General features: G+C 38.7%; 18 protein-coding genes. 15 read left to right on the top strand and 3 right to left on the bottom strand.

Features of this window, described 5'->3' with window-relative positions; translation table 11 throughout:
- The first annotated feature begins 100 nt into the window (after positions 1-100).
- The 14 genes from DBO93_RS18090 (at position 101) to DBO93_RS18025 (ending at position 14832) form a co-directional block, all read left to right on the top strand.
- On the top strand, positions 101-811 hold the full coding sequence (locus DBO93_RS18090; protein ID WP_108457577.1) for a DUF445 domain-containing protein: 711 nt from the start codon (positions 101-103) through the stop codon (positions 809-811).
- Positions 812-1256: 445 nt separating this feature from the next.
- The gene (locus DBO93_RS18085; RefSeq protein ID WP_108457576.1) at positions 1257-2444 is read left to right on the top strand and encodes an amino acid aminotransferase; all 1188 of its coding nucleotides are present in this window, start codon (positions 1257-1259) and stop codon (positions 2442-2444) included.
- A gap of 276 nt (positions 2445-2720) precedes the next feature.
- The gene (locus DBO93_RS18080) at positions 2721-3125 is read left to right on the top strand and encodes a VOC family protein (RefSeq protein ID WP_108457575.1); all 405 of its coding nucleotides are present in this window, start codon (positions 2721-2723) and stop codon (positions 3123-3125) included.
- 259 nt (positions 3126-3384) lie between these two features.
- Positions 3385-3771 carry a hypothetical protein gene (locus tag DBO93_RS18075; RefSeq protein ID WP_108457574.1) on the top strand — a complete coding sequence of 129 codons (387 nt, stop codon included), beginning with the start codon at positions 3385-3387 and terminating at the stop codon, positions 3769-3771.
- A 523-nt stretch (positions 3772-4294) separates the two neighbouring features.
- A complete protein-coding gene (gene gmk / locus DBO93_RS18070) occupies positions 4295-4918 on the top strand; it encodes a guanylate kinase (protein ID WP_108457925.1) in 624 nt (207 codons plus the stop codon).
- 74 nt (positions 4919-4992) lie between these two features.
- Positions 4993-5268, top strand: coding sequence for a DNA-directed RNA polymerase subunit omega (gene rpoZ / locus DBO93_RS18065; protein ID WP_108457573.1), 276 nt, complete (start codon positions 4993-4995; stop codon positions 5266-5268).
- A gap of 354 nt (positions 5269-5622) precedes the next feature.
- Positions 5623-7734: a bifunctional GTP diphosphokinase/guanosine-3',5'-bis pyrophosphate 3'-pyrophosphohydrolase gene (gene spoT, locus DBO93_RS18060; protein WP_108457572.1), complete on the top strand. Its 2112-nt coding sequence runs from the start codon at positions 5623-5625 to the stop codon at positions 7732-7734.
- Positions 7735-7743: 9 nt separating this feature from the next.
- The gene (locus DBO93_RS18055) at positions 7744-8136 is read left to right on the top strand and encodes a RidA family protein (RefSeq protein WP_108457571.1); all 393 of its coding nucleotides are present in this window, start codon (positions 7744-7746) and stop codon (positions 8134-8136) included.
- Positions 8137-8210: 74 nt separating this feature from the next.
- A complete protein-coding gene (gene trmH / locus DBO93_RS18050) occupies positions 8211-8921 on the top strand; it encodes a tRNA (guanosine(18)-2'-O)-methyltransferase TrmH (RefSeq protein ID WP_108457570.1) in 711 nt (236 codons plus the stop codon).
- Between the two features lie 21 nt (positions 8922-8942).
- Positions 8943-11042, top strand: coding sequence for an ATP-dependent DNA helicase RecG (recG, locus tag DBO93_RS18045; RefSeq protein WP_275403659.1), 2100 nt, complete (start codon positions 8943-8945; stop codon positions 11040-11042).
- Positions 11043-11255: 213 nt separating this feature from the next.
- Positions 11256-12044, top strand: a complete 789-nt coding sequence (gene ubiE / locus DBO93_RS18040) for a bifunctional demethylmenaquinone methyltransferase/2-methoxy-6-polyprenyl-1,4-benzoquinol methylase UbiE (protein ID WP_108457923.1) — start codon at positions 11256-11258, stop codon at positions 12042-12044.
- A 4-nt stretch (positions 12045-12048) separates the two neighbouring features.
- Positions 12049-12690: an SCP2 sterol-binding domain-containing protein gene (locus DBO93_RS18035; protein ID WP_108457569.1), complete on the top strand. Its 642-nt coding sequence runs from the start codon at positions 12049-12051 to the stop codon at positions 12688-12690.
- Between the two features lie 9 nt (positions 12691-12699).
- On the top strand, positions 12700-14265 hold the full coding sequence (ubiB, locus tag DBO93_RS18030; RefSeq protein WP_108457568.1) for a ubiquinone biosynthesis regulatory protein kinase UbiB: 1566 nt from the start codon (positions 12700-12702) through the stop codon (positions 14263-14265).
- 87 nt (positions 14266-14352) lie between these two features.
- Complete coding sequence (locus tag DBO93_RS18025; protein ID WP_108457567.1) at positions 14353-14832, top strand: DUF1456 family protein; 480 nt, start codon at positions 14353-14355, stop codon at positions 14830-14832.
- 42 nt (positions 14833-14874) lie between these two features.
- Here DBO93_RS18025 and DBO93_RS18020 read toward each other — a convergent pair whose 3' ends face one another.
- A complete protein-coding gene (locus tag DBO93_RS18020; protein WP_108457566.1) occupies positions 14875-15891 on the bottom strand; it encodes a diguanylate cyclase in 1017 nt (338 codons plus the stop codon).
- A 117-nt stretch (positions 15892-16008) separates the two neighbouring features.
- Positions 16009-18027: a DNA helicase Rep gene (gene rep / locus DBO93_RS18015; protein ID WP_108457565.1), complete on the bottom strand. Its 2019-nt coding sequence runs from the start codon at positions 18025-18027 to the stop codon at positions 16009-16011.
- A 175-nt stretch (positions 18028-18202) separates the two neighbouring features.
- Here rep and DBO93_RS18010 point away from each other — a divergent pair, with 175 nt between their 5' ends.
- Positions 18203-18454, top strand: coding sequence for an accessory factor UbiK family protein (locus DBO93_RS18010; protein WP_108457564.1), 252 nt, complete (start codon positions 18203-18205; stop codon positions 18452-18454).
- A 44-nt stretch (positions 18455-18498) separates the two neighbouring features.
- Here DBO93_RS18010 and DBO93_RS19045 read toward each other — a convergent pair whose 3' ends face one another.
- On the bottom strand, positions 18499-20094 hold the full coding sequence (locus DBO93_RS19045; RefSeq protein ID WP_239059039.1) for a DUF418 domain-containing protein: 1596 nt from the start codon (positions 20092-20094) through the stop codon (positions 18499-18501).
- Positions 20095-20128 lie beyond the last annotated feature (34 nt).

The raw sequence follows: 20128 nt of genomic DNA, 5'->3' as shown, positions 1-20128 counted from the left end.
AATACTGCTAATGTTGGCAACTGATAAATGAATTATTGGCGCAACCGCAAGCAATTGATACCATAACCAGAATCACCACCCTCAAAGTAACGGAGCTTTTGTGAATAAGAGTTTTATCACCAACTTTCTAGCCCTTATAGCCATTATTATTGGCTATGCAGTCGCAAACAATATTATTTTTACTGTCGGTTTATTTGCTTTATCTGGTGCAATAACCAATTGGCTTGCCATACACATGTTATTTGAGCGAGTGCCTTTTTTATATGGTTCTGGTGTTATTCCTGCGCGTTTTGAAGATTTTAAAGTAGCGATTCGAGCGTTAATGATGGAGCAGTTTTTTACCGAAGAAAACATCGACCGTTTTTTAGCTGGCGGCGATAACCCTGCTATGACAATTGATCTTGCTCCCGTTATAAATAAAGTCGATTTATCGCCTGCTTTTGATAACTTAGTGAGTGTGGTTGAGCAATCTTCCTTTGGCGGCATGTTAGCGATGGTTGGAGGCACAGAAGCCTTACAACCTATGCGAGAACCTTTTATTGAAAAAATGCGCGCCTCGGTTATCGAAATAAGCCAAAGTGATGAATTTAATGCCATTTTGCGTGAAGAGTTAGAGCAACCGAACATAATGGCGGGTATGCGCGAAAAAGTAAGCGATATAATTGAAAAGCGACTTAATGAATTAACTCCACAACTGGTTAAAGAAATAGTGCAAAGAATGATCCGTGAGCACTTAGGTTGGCTGGTGGTTTGGGGTGGTGTTTTTGGCGGTATAATCGGCCTTATCGCGGCGCTTACGACTCAGCTTTAACTTTTGTGTATTTATTTGATGATCTCCAGTTAGTCATGCCATTGGCTAACTGGCTTGCTCTACAGCATTAAATACACAATGAGTGATATTTATTTTTAATTAAATCTGGCTTATTTACTTTAATTATCAGCCACGATTGTAAAGAGTTTTCAGGATGTGAAATTTAACCTCATCAACAGCTTACCGATAGAGACTACATCCAATACAGATGATTTACCCGTAATTACCACAGATTCAATATTCTAGCGTTAATTCGCTTGCTATAACTATGCGTTATCAGCTAGTTCTTTTTAGGCTATTTAGCATGAGATTTTTTAATTTTTATGCTTTAATTTTAGCCGGATAGCCGTTATGCTTAGCCTTTAATCACAGGGTTTAATTTAGCGGCTCCAAGCCCGGAGTATAATCGCTCAACACCCTCTCTTCGTAAAAGGTAAACCCAAAAATGTTTGGTAGCTTAACGGCGTTGCCTGCCGATCCTATTTTAGGCTTGTTGGCTAAATATCGTGAAGATTCTAACCCTAAAAAAATCGACTTAGGTGTAGGTGTCTACAAAAATGAAGCAGGTCATACTGCTGTTTTACAATGTGTAAAAGCCGCTGAAAAGCATCGACTCGATACCGAAGATACCAAAGTTTATATTGGCCCAACAGGTTCATCACTTTTTAACGAAGAAATGGCTAAATTAGTCTTTGGTCATCATAAAGTGTTGATTGAAAATCGTGCCCGCACGGTTTCTACTCCTGGCGGCACTGGTGCATTACGCGTGGCTGCTGAGTTTATTAACTCATGTAAAGCGGGTGCTACTATTTGGGTGAGTAACCCAACTTGGGCAAACCATACTGGTGTGTTTCAAGCGGCAGGCTTAAACGTTAAAACTTATCCTTATTATGACTATGAAAACAAAACTCTTGATTTTGATGGTATGTTGGCTGCTTTAAAAGAAGTTAAAGCTGCCGATACTGTCTTGCTTCATGCTTGTTGTCATAATCCAAGTGGTATGGATTTAAACAACGAACAATGGCAACAAATTGCTGAAGTTGCAAAAGACATTGGCTTTTTACCGTTAATTGATATGGCTTATCAAGGTTTTGGTGAAGGTTTAGACGAAGATGCTTACGGTCTTAGATTAATGGCTGATAGCGTAAAAGAAATGATCGTTTGTAGTTCATGTTCTAAAAACTTTGGCTTGTATCGTGAACGTATTGGCGCTTGTTCTATCATTGGCGAAACTTCACACAGTGCTGACATTGCAAACTCTGTTTTACTCAGTGTTGTTCGTTGTATTTATTCAATGCCACCAGCACATGGTGCGGCCCTAGTAGAAACCATCCTGCATTCAGATGAATTACGTGCCCAATGGCATAGTGAACTTGCAGAAATGCGCAATCGCATCAACGGCAACCGTCAGCTATTAGTTGATAAGCTTATTGAGAGTGGCGTAACACGAGATTTTAGCTTTATCCCTCGTCAAAAAGGCATGTTCTCTTTCTTAGGTATAACACCTGAGCAAGTGCAGCAATTGCAAGATGAATACAGTATTTATATGGTAGGTTCAAGCCGAATGAGTATTGCAGGTATTGCTAATAGTAATGTTGATTACTTAGCGCAATCAATTGCTAAAGTGTTATAACGCTTTACTCTATCTCCATGCATTGTTCTTAGTGCATGGAGATACATCCTTCCTAATGTAAATCAACACATGTCTTAAAATTTATACCAATAGAATGTTTATACTAAGGTCACACTGAGCTTATATTTAGAAGTGCTTGTATAACAACCGGTATTATTTTCGCTTACGCTTAATAGTTAACGTATGTCATGTTGATGTTATCTTTGTGTATTCTATACTTTAAAATTGTCTGACACGTTATCCACTTCAAACATACATGTTAACTCGGGAGTTTTTATGATTAAGCCTATTGCAATCGATCATATCGTTTTACGTACAGTACTTTATCAAGAACTGATTAATTTTTACTGCAATGTTTTAGGTTGTGCAGTAGAACGTAAATTACCCGATGATATTGGTTTAACTCAGCTGAGAGCAGGCGCTTCGCTGATCGATATCGTTGATGTTAATTCAGCGTTAGGTAAAGCTGGCGGCGATGCGCCTAAACCTACCGGCAATAACGTTGACCACTTTTGTCTGCAAATAGAAGCCTTTGATGAATCTGCATTGAAAGAATACCTTCAAAGTAAAGGGGTTGCGGTTGGCGACTTTGAAGAAAGATATGGTGCACAAGGAATGGGGCGTTCACTTTATTTAAAAGATATAGCCGGTAATAATATCGAATTGCGAGCCACAATTTAAATCACTAAAAAGCGGAATTAAACTTGGTCAATGCAGGTTTGATTTTCTTCTAAACTTGAAATAATATAAATCTTTGTGCTAATAATTAATAATGATAAAAATTTATTAAAGTGGATAACGCAGGGCAGAAAATTTAAATTTAAGTCATGCGAATTACTTTAAATAATGGTTTTATCGTTTGAAAATATCGTAGATAACTACTGAATAAATGTAAAATACGAAATATTTTTATGAGGTTATTATTATCTGAGAGGTTCATATGAATAGACACGGCAAAGTTACTTTTATCTGGGAGAATGATCTTTTTATCTCTACAGTTGAAGGCCCTTTTAACGAGCTTGGCTTGGCTTATCACTCTTCTGAGATAAAAAAATCTGTCATTTCAAAGGGCTTCAAACAATGGCGAAGAATTGAAGTCTGGGACGAAGAATCAATTGCTTCACCTGACACCTTGGTGATAGGTAAAGAATTATACGAATGGTGTAAAAACCATGGCTGTATTTTAGAAGCCGTTGTTTTAAGTAACAGTATACAAGAACATATAGTTAAAGGTATTTTCAAGAGTAATATTGAAGTGTTTTACAGCCTTACTGAGGCAAAACAATGGATGCTTTTAGAAGTTGAAAAATCACTAGAGCTTAACTAATCATTTGAGTTTTGCTCTGCTGAGTTGATATGTTTCACACGATAAAATGACCTTCTTGGGCTTTAATATGTTCAAAATATTTGAGTAAACTTGCTAACGTTAATGTAAAACGTCTGACTTATCGGCAATTTTTATATCCAAAGTACTTCTTCTTTTAGACATCCTCATGCTTGTTCGATACATTACTTAACAATAAATAATTAAATATTATCGGCGCGATTTACCTGATATACACGTCACATCTATGGTTAATTATTCGCTAATAAAAAACGTTTAAAATGCCTTTTAATTACTATAGTTTTTGCAAAAAAATCAGTAAATAGCGATAAAAAATTTCTAGTTTAGCTAAAAGCCAGCTGTTATTGAGCGGACAAAATAATGGGAAATATACTTAACTTTAGGTATAGTGCGCGGCATTAATACTGACTATACCAATTTATATTGTGTTCAATTCACTATAGTTATTGGTATTACTATCAGCTGTGATTAACTCAGCTACAAAGGATAAATTGTGACAACTATTGTGACAACTAAAGGCAATCTCTTCATTTTATCTGCACCCAGTGGCGCAGGGAAGTCGAGTTTAATTTCCGCCTTACTCAAACAAACTTCAACTCGGCCTATGCAAGTATCTGTTTCTCACACGACACGTAATGCGCGTCCCGGTGAAGTTGATGGCCAACACTATCACTTTGTCAGTAAAGACCAATTCAAGAAATCGATTACTGAAAAGCAATTTTATGAGTACGCAGAAGTCTTTGGTAATTTTTACGGTACCAGTGAAATAGCTATAGATCAGCAGCTAGCACAAGGTATTGACGTATTTCTTGATATTGATTGGCAAGGTGCTCAACAGGTAAGAATGAAAAAGCCAGACGTAACGACTATCTTTATAAGTCCGCCTTCAAAGCAAGAATTAGAAAACCGTTTACGCGGTAGAGGCCAAGACAGTGAAGACGTTATTCAATCGAGAATGGCTGAAGCGCAAGCACAATGTTCACACTATCAAGAATTTGATTATATTATTATTAATGATGATTTCGAACAGGCCTTGGTCGATTTAACTACGGTTGTTAACAACCAACGTTTAAAACGCAGCCAACAAGCCTGCGAGCATCAAGCTTTATTTAGTGAATTATTAGCTTAGAGTGCTTGCTTACATGCCTGTAGATCAAGTAAACTACGCGACTATTTTATGAATTTAATTGTTGGAGTGACCAAATGGCTCGCGTAACTGTTGAAGATGCCGTAGAAAAAGTCGGTAATCGTTTTGACTTGGTGTTAATTGCATCTCGTCGTGCTCGTCAAATTGCTACGGGCGGTAAAGATCCATTGGTTGACGTTGAAAATGACAAACCAACAGTAATTGCTTTACGTGAAATCGAAGCTGGCCTAATTACTACTGAAGTAATGGACCGTTCAGATAAACATGAGCAAGTACAACAAGACGCTGCTGAATTAGATGCTGTTGCAGCAATTGTTGGTGGTAACCAATAATTATTGCTAACGTTTAACGTTAGTCGCAACATTCAAAACGCGTAAATTACATCACTGTGATTTACGCGTTTTTTATTATCTGCTCATGATTCATGAGAAAAACTCAAGTAAGCGTGCTTAATACCAAGTTGATTAATTAGCTGCTCATTTTGAATGGTTAAAATGAATAACTACGGCGTTACAAAATTTATATGTAGAATAACTACGTACTAAATTTTATGCCTTGTATTCGCCATTTTTACTGATTAAAAAGTAGATCACTTAATGAATCAAATTGGTATAAATATTGGCATAACGATAAAATAATCGTATTCTAACTTATCAAAGCGTAAGCAATCATCAGGGAATTATTGGGTGTACCTTTTTGAACCACTAAAAGAACATGTATCAAGTTACTTATCAAAAGTACAAATAGACCTTTTAAAACAGGCCTATATTGTTGCGCGTGAGGCCCATGATGGTCAAATGCGTTCTAGTGGTGAGCCATACATTACCCATCCGGTAGCTGTGGCGCTTAATCTTGCAAAAATGCATTTAGATCACGAAACCTTAATGGCAGCATTACTGCATGACGTGATTGAAGATACTCCTGTAACTAAAGATCAGTTATCTGAGCTCTTTGGTCATACCGTAGCTGAGTTAGTTGAAGGTGTTAGTAAGCTAGACAAGCTAAAGTTTGATAATAAAGAAGAGATGCAGGCGGAGAACTTTCGCAAAATGATCTTAGCCATGGTGCAAGATATACGCGTTATTCTCATTAAATTGGCAGATCGCACGCACAATATGCGTACATTAGGCTCTTTACGACCAGATAAACGTCGTCGAATTGCCCGCGAAACATTAGATATTTATGCACCTATTGCTAATCGTCTTGGTATTCACGATGTTAAAAATGAGCTAGAAGTATTAGGTTTTGAAGCGCTTTACCCTATGCGAGCAAGGGCCTTAAAATCGGCGATTAAGCAAGCACGTGGCAACCGCAAAGAAATTATCAACAATATTCAACAAGAAGTAACTAGCCGTTTAGCTGAAAACGGTATTAAAGCGCAAGTTATTGGCCGTGAAAAACACCTGTATTCAATCTATCGAAAAATGCGCAATAAAGAGTTAATGTTTAATGAAGTCATGGATATCTATGCCTTTAGAATTATTGTTGGCGACAAAATAGATGACTGTTACCGCGCTTTAGGTGCTGCTCACAACTTATTCAAACCTATTGAATCACGATTTAAAGATTATATTGCCATTCCAAAAACCAACGGTTATCAGTCATTGCATACCTCTTTAATTGGTCCGCATGGTATTCCCGTTGAAATACAAATCCGTACCAATGATATGGACCAAATGGCAGACAAAGGTGTTGCCGCTCACTGGTTATATAAACAAGACGGTGAAGATACCGGCACCACGGCGCAGATGAAAGCACGCCGTTGGATGCAAAGCTTATTAGAGCTACAGCAAAGTGCCGGCAGCTCGTTTGAATTTATTGAAAATGTAAAGTCGGATTTATTTCCAGAAGAAATTTATGTTTTCACCCCTGATGGTCGCATTGTTGAATTACCAATGGGCGCAACCGCAGTCGATTTTGCTTATGCTGTGCATACTGATGTAGGTAATTCTTGCGTAGGCGTTAAGGTTGAACGTAAACCTTTCCCACTCAGCAAGCCGTTAGATTCTGGCCAAACGATTGAAGTGGTTACGTCTACTGCTGCTAGACCTAACGCAACTTGGCTTAACTTTGTGGTTACCTCAAAAGCACGTTTGCAAATACGCACCTACTTACGTTCGCAAGAAAAAACTGAATCACTTGCTTTAGGCCGCCGTTTACTTAGTCACGCGTTAGGTGCTACAAAACTAGAAGATATCGCTGTAGAGAAATTGACCCAAGTGGTTAAAGATACCGGTAATACCAATATTGAAGAGTTACTGATTAATATTGGTTTGGGTAATGCACTCAGCATAGGTATAGCTAAACGCTTGAAAGACGAATTTACAGAAGAGTCAGACCTACTCAAACCTACCGTAACTAAAAATAAAATGCCGATTAAAGGCACTGAAGGTATGATGGTTAGCTACGGTAAATGTTGTCGTCCTATTCCTGGCGATTCAATATTAGCCTACTTAAGCCCTGGAAAAGGTTTAATGGTACATCAACATGGCTGTAGAAATAATAAAGGTCATGAGCAAGGCAGTTTATTCCCTGTTAGATGGGATACCGATATTGACCGAGACTTTATCGCCAAACTACGTATTGAAATTCTTAATCATAAAGGTGCATTAGCAGCTTTGACCAATGTGGTTGCTCGTTGTGGCTCAAATGTACACTCGCTAAACTCTGGCGAGAAAGAGTCTGGCTTGTATCTTATTGATATGGAAATTACTTGTCGAAATAGGGTTCACCTTGCCGACATCATCAGAAAAATTAAAGTTATGGGCGACGTTCAACGCGTAGTACGTAATAAATAGCTTAGGAAAATTATGAAAACAATTATTAATACAGACCAAGCACCAAGCGCAATTGGTACATATAGCCAAGCGGTGAAAGTTAATAACACTGTCTATCTTTCAGGCCAAATACCATTAGTTCCAGAAACAATGGAAATTGTATCTGAAGATTTTGCCGAGCAGACACAACAAGTTTTTAAGAATATTGTTGCGGTGTGTGAAGCAGCAGGTGGCAATATTAATGACATGGTAAAAGTGAATATATTTTTACAAGACCTTGCTAATTTCGCGACAGTAAATGAAATTATGAGCCAGTACTTTCAACAACCTTATCCTGCAAGAGCAGCGGTACAAGTTGCTAGATTGCCAAAAGATGTTGCGATCGAAATTGACGGTATTATGGAATTACCTAATTTCAGCTAATACTGACTATTGCACACTTGCGGCAAGTTAGACAAAGCGCTTGCCAAGATATAACACAACTTTAGAACAAGTATATGACACCGGATAGACTACAAAGAATTAACAGCATGTTAGACCAACGCCAGCCAGACTTAACGGTTTGTATGGAAGGGGTTCACAAAACTCATAACTTAGCTGCTGTCGTACGTACAGCCGATGCTATAGGCATTAGTGATGTGCACGCAGTATGGAAAAATGAAACCATGCGTCTTTCGGGCGGTAGTGCTGCAGGTAGTCAAAATTGGATCGACGTGCATGATTACAGTAATACTGAAGATGCAATCATCGAACTAAAAAAGCAAGGTATGCAGGTATTGGTAACAAACTTATCAGATACGGCTGTCGACTTTCGTGAAATTGACTACACCAAACCAACCGCTATTATCTTGGGACAAGAGAAATTCGGCGCATCTGCAAAAGCGCTTGAAATGGCTGACCAAGATATCGTTATTCCTATGGTGGGTATGGTTCAGTCGTTAAATGTCTCGGTTGCTTGTTCTGTTGTCTTGTATGAAGCCCAACGCCAGCGTCAAGCGGCAGGTTTGTATCAACAGCCAAGAATAAGCCATGAGCGCCGTCAGCGAATTTTATTTGAAGGTGGCCATCCTATTTTTGCAACCGCCTGTCAGCGCAAAGGCTTAGCGTATCCAGAAATCGACCAAGATGGACAGATTGTTGCTTCAGAGCAATGGTGGCAGCAAATGCAAATGACCCAAGATGCTTGGAAAAAAATCGACGACGAATAACTTACAGCAAGGGAGTCTGCGGTGTCTCGCCAAATCGAAGCATTATCTAACTTAGCCCAAATTCCAGTCACCAGTTTAAAAGGTGTTGGTCCAGGCATGGCGGCTAAACTAGAAAAAGTCGGGTTAGTGTCGTTACAAGACTTACTATTTCACTTACCACTTCGCTACGAAGATCGCACACGTGTAACTGCTGTGCGTGATCTCATTCCGGGTTTATTTACCAATATTATTGGTGAGGTCACACAGAACGAAATCGTGCAAGGCAAACGTAGAATGATGCTAGTTACCATAAATGATGGTACAGGTAGTATTAATCTGCGTTTTTTTCACTTTTCTGCCAGCCAAAAAAATAGCCTCGCTATTGGACTTAATATTCGCTGTTATGGTGAAGTAAATCGCGGCATGCGTGGCTTTGAAATGGTGCATCCAGAATATAAAGCTCTAGATCAAGATCAGCCCTTAACTCCCGCAGAAGAAACTCTAACACCTGTTTATTCAACCACTGATGGCTTACGGCAAATATCGTTACGAAACTTAACCGAGCAAGCCTTAATCCGCTTAAAACGTGGTCATGTTGAAGAGCTATTGCCAGCAGAAATTAGCCATCAGCAATACACTTTAGAACAAGCCTTAGCTTTAATTCACCGTCCACCACCAGATACTCCCGTGGTGTTAATGGAAGAAGGCAAACATCCAGCACAGCTTAGGTTAATTAAAGAAGAGTTATTAGCGCATAACTTGAGTATGTTAAAGCTAAGGGCTGCTAATGATCACCACCCTGCGGTTGTTTTAGCAATCGACATACCACTAGAAAAAAACTTTTTAGCGTCATTACCTTTTTCACCAACAGGCGCACAGGCGCGTGTAACGGCAGAAATACGTACTGACTTACTAAAGCCTTTGCCCATGATGCGTTTGGTGCAAGGTGACGTTGGCTCAGGCAAAACTTTAGTTGCTGCACTAGCTGCATTAACTGCCATCGGTCAGGGTTTCCAAGTAGCTTTAATGGCACCAACTGAAATACTGGCTGAGCAACATGCGATTAACTTTCAAAAATGGTTTGAACCGCTCAGTATTTCAGTGGGTTGGCTAGCCGGGAAAACCAAAGCAAAAGCGCGGCGTAATGCATTAGAGCATATTGAAAATGGCAATATGCAAATGGTTATTGGTACCCATGCTTTGTTTCAAGAGCAAGTGGTATTTAATAAATTAGCGCTGATTATTATTGATGAACAACATAAGTTTGGTGTGCATCAGCGTTTATCATTGCGTGAAAAAGGCGCGTGGCAAGGCAACTACCCTCACCAGTTAATTATGACCGCAACACCTATTCCTCGAACTTTAGCGATGACAGCTTATGCCGATTTAGACACCTCAGTCATTGATGAATTACCTCCGGGTCGAACGCCAATAACTACGGTAGCGTTGCCAGATAGTCGACGCGATGATGTTATTGAGCGAATACGACAAGGTTGTACAAACGACAATCGTCAAGCCTATTGGGTTTGTACTCTAATTGAAGAGTCTGAGGTGTTGCAATGCCAAGCTGCTGAAGATACTGCGGTACATTTGCAAGCGCAGTTATCAGAATTAAAAATTGGTTTAGTACATGGGCGAATGAAAGCTGACGAAAAACAAGCGGTGATGGAACGTTTTAAGTTGGGTGAACTTGATGTGCTAGTGGCGACCACCGTAATCGAAGTGGGTGTTGATGTGCCAAACTCAAGCTTAATGGTTATTGAAAACCCAGAACGATTGGGGCTGGCGCAACTTCATCAATTACGTGGCCGTGTTGGTCGTGGCTCTGTAGCATCGCACTGTGTATTAATGTACAAAGCACCACTGACTAAAACAGCCACCAAACGTTTAAATGTGTTGAGAGAAAGCAACGACGGCTTTGTTATTGCGCAAAAAGATCTCGAAATTCGTGGACCTGGTGAATTGCTTGGCACTAAACAAACAGGTTTAGCAGATCTAAGAATTGCTGATTTACAACGTGACGCGCACCTAATACCTGAAGTACAACAACAAGCCCACCTCATTTGGCGGCAGTACCCTGAAAAGGCTAACGCACTGATCAACCGTTGGTTAGCAAATCGTGAAAAATATTCAAACGCTTGATATTAATTAGCACAGGAAATTAACATGATATTTTGCTCATAATTGCTGATAAAAATAGTAATAAGTTCGCTTTTATATCGCACGGTTAACAAGTGTTAAAACGGACTAATGTAATACATTTAGTATTAATATCTGCCGCCTTGATCTGAAGTGTTAATTATTCTAATAAAATGCGGTAAACTAAGGGTAATTTTAGTTTATAGCGAAACCATGATGTCTGCACACGATCAAAATCATCCAGTTAATAACGACAATAGTGAAGAAGACACCACTCACTTTGGTTTTCAAACCGTCGAAAAAAATGAAAAAGAGTCGAAAGTGGCCAGCGTATTTCATTCTGTTGCACAGCAATATGATGTCATGAATGACTTGATGTCATTTGGTATTCATCGCTTATGGAAACGCTTTACCATTGACGCTAGTGGCGTTCGCCCAGGTAATAAAGTATTAGATCTCGCCGGTGGTACAGGTGATTTAACCGCAAAGTTTTCTCAACTTGTTGGCCGTGAAGGTAAAGTTATACTGGCTGATATTAATAGCTCAATGCTAAATGTAGGTCGCGACAAACTACGCGATCGCGGTTTAGTACAAAATATTGAATACGTACAAGCCAATGCCCAGTATTTGCCATTTGAAGACAATACCTTTGACGTAATCACTATCGCATTTGGTTTACGTAACGTTACCGACAAAGACATGGCGCTGCGTTCTATGTACCGTGTACTTAAACCAGGTGGTCGATTGTTGGTATTAGAGTTTTCTAAACCTGAGCATGAACTGGTGAATAAAGCTTACGATTTTTATTCTTTTAATATCTTGCCTAAAATGGGTGAGTTAGTAGCAAAAGACGGCGACAGCTATCAATATTTAGCCGAATCTATTCGTATGCACCCGGATCAAGAAACACTGAAGACAATGATGGATTCCGCCGGATTTGAACAAACCAGTTTTAAAAATTTAACTGGTGGTGTTGTGGCACTGCACAAAGGTTATAAATTTTAACCTTATGCCTCAGACTATTAGTCAGCAACTGATGTTTGCTCAGACCTTAAGTGCGTTATTGGAAAAGCTGATCAACCAGTTTTTGCACTACAACTTACACGGTACACGAGCATTAAAACCCTTATCTGAAAAAACACTGACAGTGAAGCTAGCAGAATTACCGTTTCCTTTAAGCTTTACTGTAAATCATGAAAAAGTTCACGTTACCGCTAGCGAATCGCACTATGACTGTTGCATAGTTACTAGTATTAGTACCTTGATTGAGTTACAAAAAGAGCAGCAACTTACGCAGTTAATTAGAAATGAAAAACTCGACATTCAGGGTGATTTAAAAGTTGCCCAACGTTTTGCTGATATTGCTCAAACACTTGATATTGATTGGCAAAGTGAATTAGCTAAGCGTATTGGTGATATTCCAGCTTATAAAATTGGTCAGTTTGGACGTCAATTACGCAACAAGTTAAGTTTCGCATCTCAACAAATTCAAGCCGATGCTAGCGAGTGGCTGGTTCATGAAAAGCGCTTAATAATTACATCCGCAGAATTAAGTTATTTTAGTCGTGATGTGGATGCTGTTGAGCAACAAGTTTCAAATTTAAGCCAACGTATTGACGGCTTAATTAATCACATAGATAAAACTTCATAAGGGCCTGTGGTGAGTAGCAAACGTTTATACAAGATAGTAAAAACATTTCTTGAGTATGGCCTTGATGAGCTTTTACCGGAAAAATATTTGCCGTGGTATATAAAAATAGCACGTAGCTCATTGTTTTGGCTTCGTAACAAACATCGGGATAAGCCTAAAGCTCAGCGTTTTAGATTAGCGATAGAGTCATTAGGGCCGGTATTTGTTAAGTTTGGCCAAATGCTTTCTACTCGTCGTGATTTACTACCGGAAGACTTCGCTAATGAGCTGACTTTACTGCAAGACAAAGTACCCGCTTTCGCTGGCGCAGAAGCTGAAAAAATTATTATTGCTGCCATGGGAGCTGAAATTTTTGAGGCTTATTTTAAAGATTTTGATCTAACCCCGCTCGCGTCAGCTTCGATTGCTCAAGTTCATACGGCTACCATGATAAATGCAGACGATGAACAAGAAGTCGTATTGAAAGTTTTAAGACCCAATATTGCCCAAACAATTTTAGCTGACATTAATGTTATGTCTGTTTTTGCAAAGATTGTTGCTCGCTGGTTACCTGACGGCAAGCGTTTAAGACCCGTTGAAGTGGTCGCAGAATACGAAAAAACAATTTTAGAAGAATTAGATTTAAACCGTGAAGCGGGTAACGCTATCCAATTAAAGCGCAATTTTAGTCAAGGTCGAGACAGCGATAAAGTACTTTACGTACCTGAAGTTTATAGCGAATATTGTTCGAAAAACGTCATGGTTATGGAGCGAATATACGGCATTGGTGTTGGCGAAGTTGACACCTTACAAGCAAATAATGTTGATATGAAATTGCTGGCTGAGCGTGGTGTTGAAGTCTTTTTTACACAAGTGTTTCGTGACAGTTTTTTTCATGCCGACATGCACCCTGGCAATGTTTTTGTTAATGCAACAAACCCAGCGGATCCTACTTGGATTGCCATTGATTATGGCATTGTTGGCACGTTAAATCGTGAAGATAAACGGTATTTGGCCGAAAATTTTGTCGCCTTTTTTAATCGTGACTATCGTAAAGTGGCGCAACTACATGTTGATTCTGGCTGGGTACCTAGTGACACCAGTGTCGATGAGTTTGAGTTTGCTATCCGCACGGTTTGTGAGCCTATATTCAATAAACCGTTATCCGAAATCTCATTTGGTCAGGTGTTAGTTAACCTCTTCAATACCGCACGCCGCTTTAATATGGAAGTACAACCTCAGTTAGTGTTATTACAAAAAACACTGCTTTATATTGAAGGCTTAGGTCGTCAACTCTATCCAGCGCTAGATCTTTGGCAAACAGCTAAACCGTTTTTAGAAAACTGGGTTAAAGAGCAAATGGGCATTAAAGCCGTATATAAAAAGGTAAAAGACAACTTACCATTTTGGAATGAGAAACTGCCGGAAATACCTGATCTAGTCTACGATTACTTAAAAACTAATCGAGAAGCACAACGTCTGCAATTAAGGTCACTTAAACAGATTCAGTCGCAGCAACAAAAACACAGCAAGCAAATGACAAAACTGGTTGTTATAGCCACACTCGCTATTTGCTTGACCATTAGCTTTACTTGATAACGTAAGCATTCGTTATTGCAACGCTGAGTTCAGTATTTAGCGCTGCTGTTAAGTAGAAAATAGAATATCTAAACAGGAATAATTATGACTAACAACGAAGTTTTACACCATATTCGTTATATATTTACTTTAAGTAATGAAAAAATAGCCGCTATTTTTCAACAAGCACAATGTCCAAAAACAGATGAAGAAATCGACAACTTTTTCCGAAAAAATGGTGAAACAGCTTTTGCACGTATCGCAGATAATAATTTAGCCAGTTTTCTTGATGGTTTAATTATTGAGTATCGTGGAGCAAAAGAAGGAACAGTAGCGCAGTTGGATCAGTCGATAAATAATAATATTGTCTTTAATAAAGTGAAAATCGCTCTCGAATTAAAGGCTGAAGATATTATCGCCTTACTCGATGCTGGGGAATTAACTTTAAGTAAACATGAACTAAGTGCATTTTTTAGAAAAGCAGAACATAAGCACTTTAGAACGTGTAATGATGATACGTTGTTGAAATTTTTTAATGGCTTACATTTACAAAATCGACAAGCGATTTTAGTCATAAAAGAATAAGAATAAGAATAAGAATAAACGCATGTAGCTCGGCTATTTACCCTAGCTACGTGTTTTTTCAACAGACTTTGCTGCAATAGCTTCATCTGTCACTTCTGTCTCAGCAACCACACGATTACGTCCACTATCTTTAGCAACATAAAGTGCAGTATCTGCTCTGCTGATCCAAGTTTCTGCTGTTTCACCCGCTCGATATTGGGCAACACCGATTGAAACGGTTGCAGAAATTTTTTCAGCAAAAGTTGATTGTTCAATAATGGCTCTTAGTTTTTCAGCAATTTGTTTTGCCTCTAGTAAATCAACCTTTAACGGAAGAATAATAAACTCTTCTCCGCCATAGCGATATAAGTCATCAAGAGAGCGGGTATGTTTTTGAATTAATTCTACTAATTCAACTAATACTATATCGCCGTTAGCATGGCCGTAGTTATCATTAATTTTTTTAAAGTGGTCTAAGTCTAATAATAATAATGAGACCTTAGAGGATTCCCGTTTTTGATCTTCAAGAATTTTTTCAAGTTTTAAATCTAAGGCTCGTCGATTCCCCGATGATGTTAACGGGTCAATACTGGCCAATAATGCTAACTTTTTGTTTGTTTTGTTGTAATTACTAAAAATGACATAAGAAAATAACGCGGTTAGAAACAAAGTACTAATGATAGTTAAGAACTCTAACGTAGTCGTCATAGGGAATATTATTGCCGCAATAAGTAATATAGCGATAAAGCAAATGATACCGGCAGGTCTCGCGGGTAAAATATAATAGAATGCGATCATACATGGATACAGCCAAAACAGGTGAGACTGCCCTCGAATTGCAACGATTGTTACAATAGAGATAGAAAAAACACTCGATAAAATCAGGTTAGCGGTATTAACTTTTCGTGTTTTGAAAACAAAAACAAAAAAGATAGCCGTGACGACTACCAGTATTGCATCAATCGCGGCCATGACCATATCACCTTCAATCCACCGAAAATATACGAATGGTGAAATGGTGATAAAGGCAAATGCGCTTAATATCAGTAGCATTTTTTCTGCTGTTGAACGCTGTGTCATTAAATATTCCTAATAAGCTGAAACTTTCTAACAAAAATCTGAATTACTATCATGCTTAAATATAGAAAAATCTATTTTATAATTCAAATAGATAATGTAATACGACCATAGTTTATGTTATTTCTTTTGTTTTAGCATCTCGCGTAAATTTGCTACACCCATCTTAGCCGTTTCTTGCTTTTTTTCTATGCTTTGTTTCGTTTGTGTTAGTTCCCAGCTTAAATCATCTTGGGGTAGTTCATGTAAAAATCGACTTGCTTCTGTGCGAGATACTTCACCAAACTGTCTGCGCTCTCTAGCATAAGTAAATATCAACTCGCGCTGAGCACGGGTAATGCCTACATAAGCTAAACGACGTTCTTCCTCAACGTTACCTTCATCCATACTGGTTTGATGCGGTAATAAACCTTCTTCCATGCCAATGAGAAAAACATAAGGAAACTCTAATCCTTTAGAAGCATGTAATGTCATTAATTGTACTTGGTCGGTATCTTCTTCGTCTTCATTTCGTTCCATCATGTCGCGCAAGGTCAGGCGGGTAACAACTTGCGCTAAGGTCATTGGCTCTTCATCGTCTTCACCTTCAAGCATTAGTGTTACCCAGCTAAATAATTGTGTGACGTTTTTCATGCGCATTTCTGCCGCTTTTGCACTAGGTGAGGTATCGTATAGCCAATCTTCGTAATTAATTTCACGCACCATTGAGCGCAATACCGCTGATGTTTCACCACGCTCAGCATGATCCGCTGTTTCCACTAACCAACGGCTAAATCGTTGCACACTGATCAAGCCTCTACCGGTTAAGTGCTGCTCTAAACCTAACTCGAAACTAGCAGCAAACATGCTAATTTGTCGCATATTAGCGTAGCTACCCAATTTTTCTAATGTTGTAGGTCCAATTTCTCGGCGCGGAACATTCACAATACGCAAAAAAGCATTATCGTCATCGGGATTCACTAACACCCTTAAAAAAGCCATCATATCTTTTATTTCAGAACGCGAAAAAAATGAGGTACCACCATTGATTTTATAAGGTATTCTGTTCGTCATTAATGCTTTTTCAAGTAAGCGTGACTGATGATTACCGCGATAAAGAATGGCATAATCTTTAAATTTACTTTTATTTAAAAATCGATGTCCAATTAATTCGCCTACAACACGCTCGACTTCATGGTCTTCATTTTTAGTTTGCAGTACCCGCAGTTCAACACCGTAATTTAGTTCACTAAATAATGCTTTATCATAAACATGAGGATTATTGGCAATCAGTGTGTTCGCACACTTCAAAATACGACCACTAGAGCGGTAGTTTTGTTCAAGTTTTATCAGCTTAAGGTTTGGGTAATCTTCACCTAATAACACTAAATTTTGTGGTTTAGCACCACGCCATGAGTATATTGACTGGTCATCGTCGCCTACCACGGTTAATAAACCTTGCTCGCCTGTTATTTGCTTAACCAATTCATATTGGCTGGCATTGGTATCTTGATATTCATCTACTAGCATGTATTGAATTTTTTTCTGCCAACGTTCACGCACTTCAGGGTAATTACGCATTAATAGTGTTGGAATTAAAATCAAGTCATCAAAATCAAGCGCGTTATAGGCTTTCATGTGTTTTTGATACATGGCATAAAACTCTGCGTATTGCAGAGAGTCTGCATCGCTAGCTTGCTTAATGGCCGCATCAGGTAAGAGCAAATCATTTTTCCAATTTGAAATCATCATTTGGAGTTTACTGATTAAGTCTTTATCGCCATCAAGTTGTTCTTGGGTAAGCTCTTTCAGTAAAGCTAAGCTGTCTTGATCATCGAATAGAGTAAAGCCAGGCTTGTAGCCTAATGTTTTCAATTCTTTGCGAATAATGTCTAAGCCCAAAGAGTGAAACGTACAAACGGTTAACCCCCTTGTTTGCGATTTATCCATCATTTTTACCACACGCTCTTTCATTTCACGTGCGGCTTTATTGGTAAAGGTTACGGCGGCAATATTTTTTGCTTTATAGCCACAATTTTGAATTAGGTATGCAATTTTCTGACAAATAACCCCAGTTTTTCCACTGCCTGCCCCTGCCAATACAAGGCACGGACCATCAACATATTTTTTTGCTTCATTTTGACCAGGGTTTAATTTCATTGCTACGTTGTAACTCAAATAATGGATAAAATAATCGGGCGTAGATTTTACCTGTTTTTATAGCAAGACAACATAAACTTTAAGTTTACTTAGGTAATTTCTTGTCGCTCTAAAGAAGATATTTTTATTAAAACCGCATACAATAGCGCTATAGTTGACCAATACGAAGTGACATATGATAAACGCTAAAAAAATAGAAGAGATAGCAAAGCAGGTAACTGACTCAATTCCTATGGGCTTAAAAGACTTTGCTCATGAAATGGAAGATAAAACTAAAGTTGTTTTACAGCGAAAATTGTCACAACTTGACGTAGTTACTCGTGAAGAGTTCGATGTACAAACACAGGTGTTAATTAAAACCCGTGCAAAGTTAACTGATCTTGAAGCGAAAGTGGCTGAATTAGAAGCTAAGATAAACGCACAATAGCATCAGGAATAAGGCCTTAAATAAAAGGCCTTATTCTACAACCGTTATTTAATACGCATAGGTTGTAGCTTTTTATAGGATAAACAGCGCCATAACCACTCTAATGGCCCAAAAGAGTAGCTACTTAGCCACCAACGTGAAAATAACAGTTGGAAAATAATAATGGCGAGCACTAGCAGCATTTGTGGTGCTCGAGATATCTCTCCAAAATAGCCGCCGGCATAACCATAAAAAATGCTGGTTAAAACGATAGAGTGCATAATGTAATTGGTTAAGGCCATTCTGCCCATTGGGGCAAATACAGCTAAACGTTTCTGCCATTTCTCATGGGTAAGCAAACGCATGACCAAACCAAAATATCCTACTGTCATGACAAATTGGCCAATAAAAAATAAAGCTTCTCCAACTCCTTGTAATAACATTATTTCTATTGCGGCGGGGTGTTGAGCCACTAAAAGCCCTGATACTTCAAGTACCGCCCCTAAGCCAACACCGACATAAGCCATGATTTTGAATGCGTTAGCATGTTGATGATAGTTTTGCATAATGCCACTAGATACTAGCCAATAACCTAAAATAAATATGGGGAGTAGCATGGTAAAAGCAAAGGGCAAAGTAAACATCAACATAAACAACGTAAAGTTTAAACGAAACTCTGTTGCTTGCCAGTAGCTACCAGTTGTAAAAGCAGTAATTTCTTTGTCCACTTCCTGTTGCATGACTAGTTGTTGATCTACGATGGATTGTGCTTGAAGGTCAATTAATTCTTCCGCCGTAAGCTCGGTACTATTGTCTTTATTTATGTCAGAAGTTGTCGCGAGCTCATCATTAATATTTACACTGTCGGTAACAGCAATGTTTTCTTGCATGGTATTCGTGATATTGGTTTCAGGCATGGTTGAAGATTCAACTAGTCGCTCTGTTGCCGTGACCTCAGCGAGTGCTTCAGTCTTTTGCTGTAGTAAGGTCTCATGTTCTAATTTTATGGCATTAACTCGTTCAGTTACTTGAATTTGCTCCTGCCACTGGGTTGTTAAGTCATTATTATCGTTGAATAAGCCAAAGCTTATACCGCCCATTACTGTGAGCAATATGGGAACTGACAACCAAACTATGGATAGTTTAAAGAATGAATTAGGGTTGTCATATTTTTTAAAGCGTGGCTTTTGCAACAAAGTAACCCAGCCTAAAAGTAATAGGCCTGCAACGCCATAATCATGAAGAATGTCACCACCCCATAAAAACACCATATGCAATATACCTAAGGCAATGAGCACCAACATTCGGCGAGAAAACCAAGCACCAAAAGGTCGTTCAGCGGCTTTTGCTCTGATCAGCATTACCGCAAAGCCCATACCAAAGAGTAAAGCAAATAATTTATAAAACTTACCTTCGACAAAGCATCTTATCAACCAACCTATTGCATGATCTAACCCGGTTAAACTAGTGTCTTGAGAGCCTAAATTAGTCAATGCACGGCTGAACCACTCAATATTCATTAATAGAATGCCCACGAGGGCTAAGCCTCGAAGAATGTCCATGGCATCGATACGTTCAGCTACAGTAATGGGTGCGAATTTTTCTGGTAATGATTGTTGAGCAGTATTTGACTCTAACGAATCTGTATGAGCATCTGACATTTAACTTCCTTTTTTATTCTTAGCTGTAACAATA

Source organism: Colwellia sp. Arc7-D (assembly GCF_003061515.1).
In the GTDB taxonomy this organism is placed as follows: Bacteria; Pseudomonadota; Gammaproteobacteria; order Enterobacterales; family Alteromonadaceae; genus Cognaticolwellia.
This window is presented reverse-complemented; position numbering and strand designations above follow the sequence as displayed.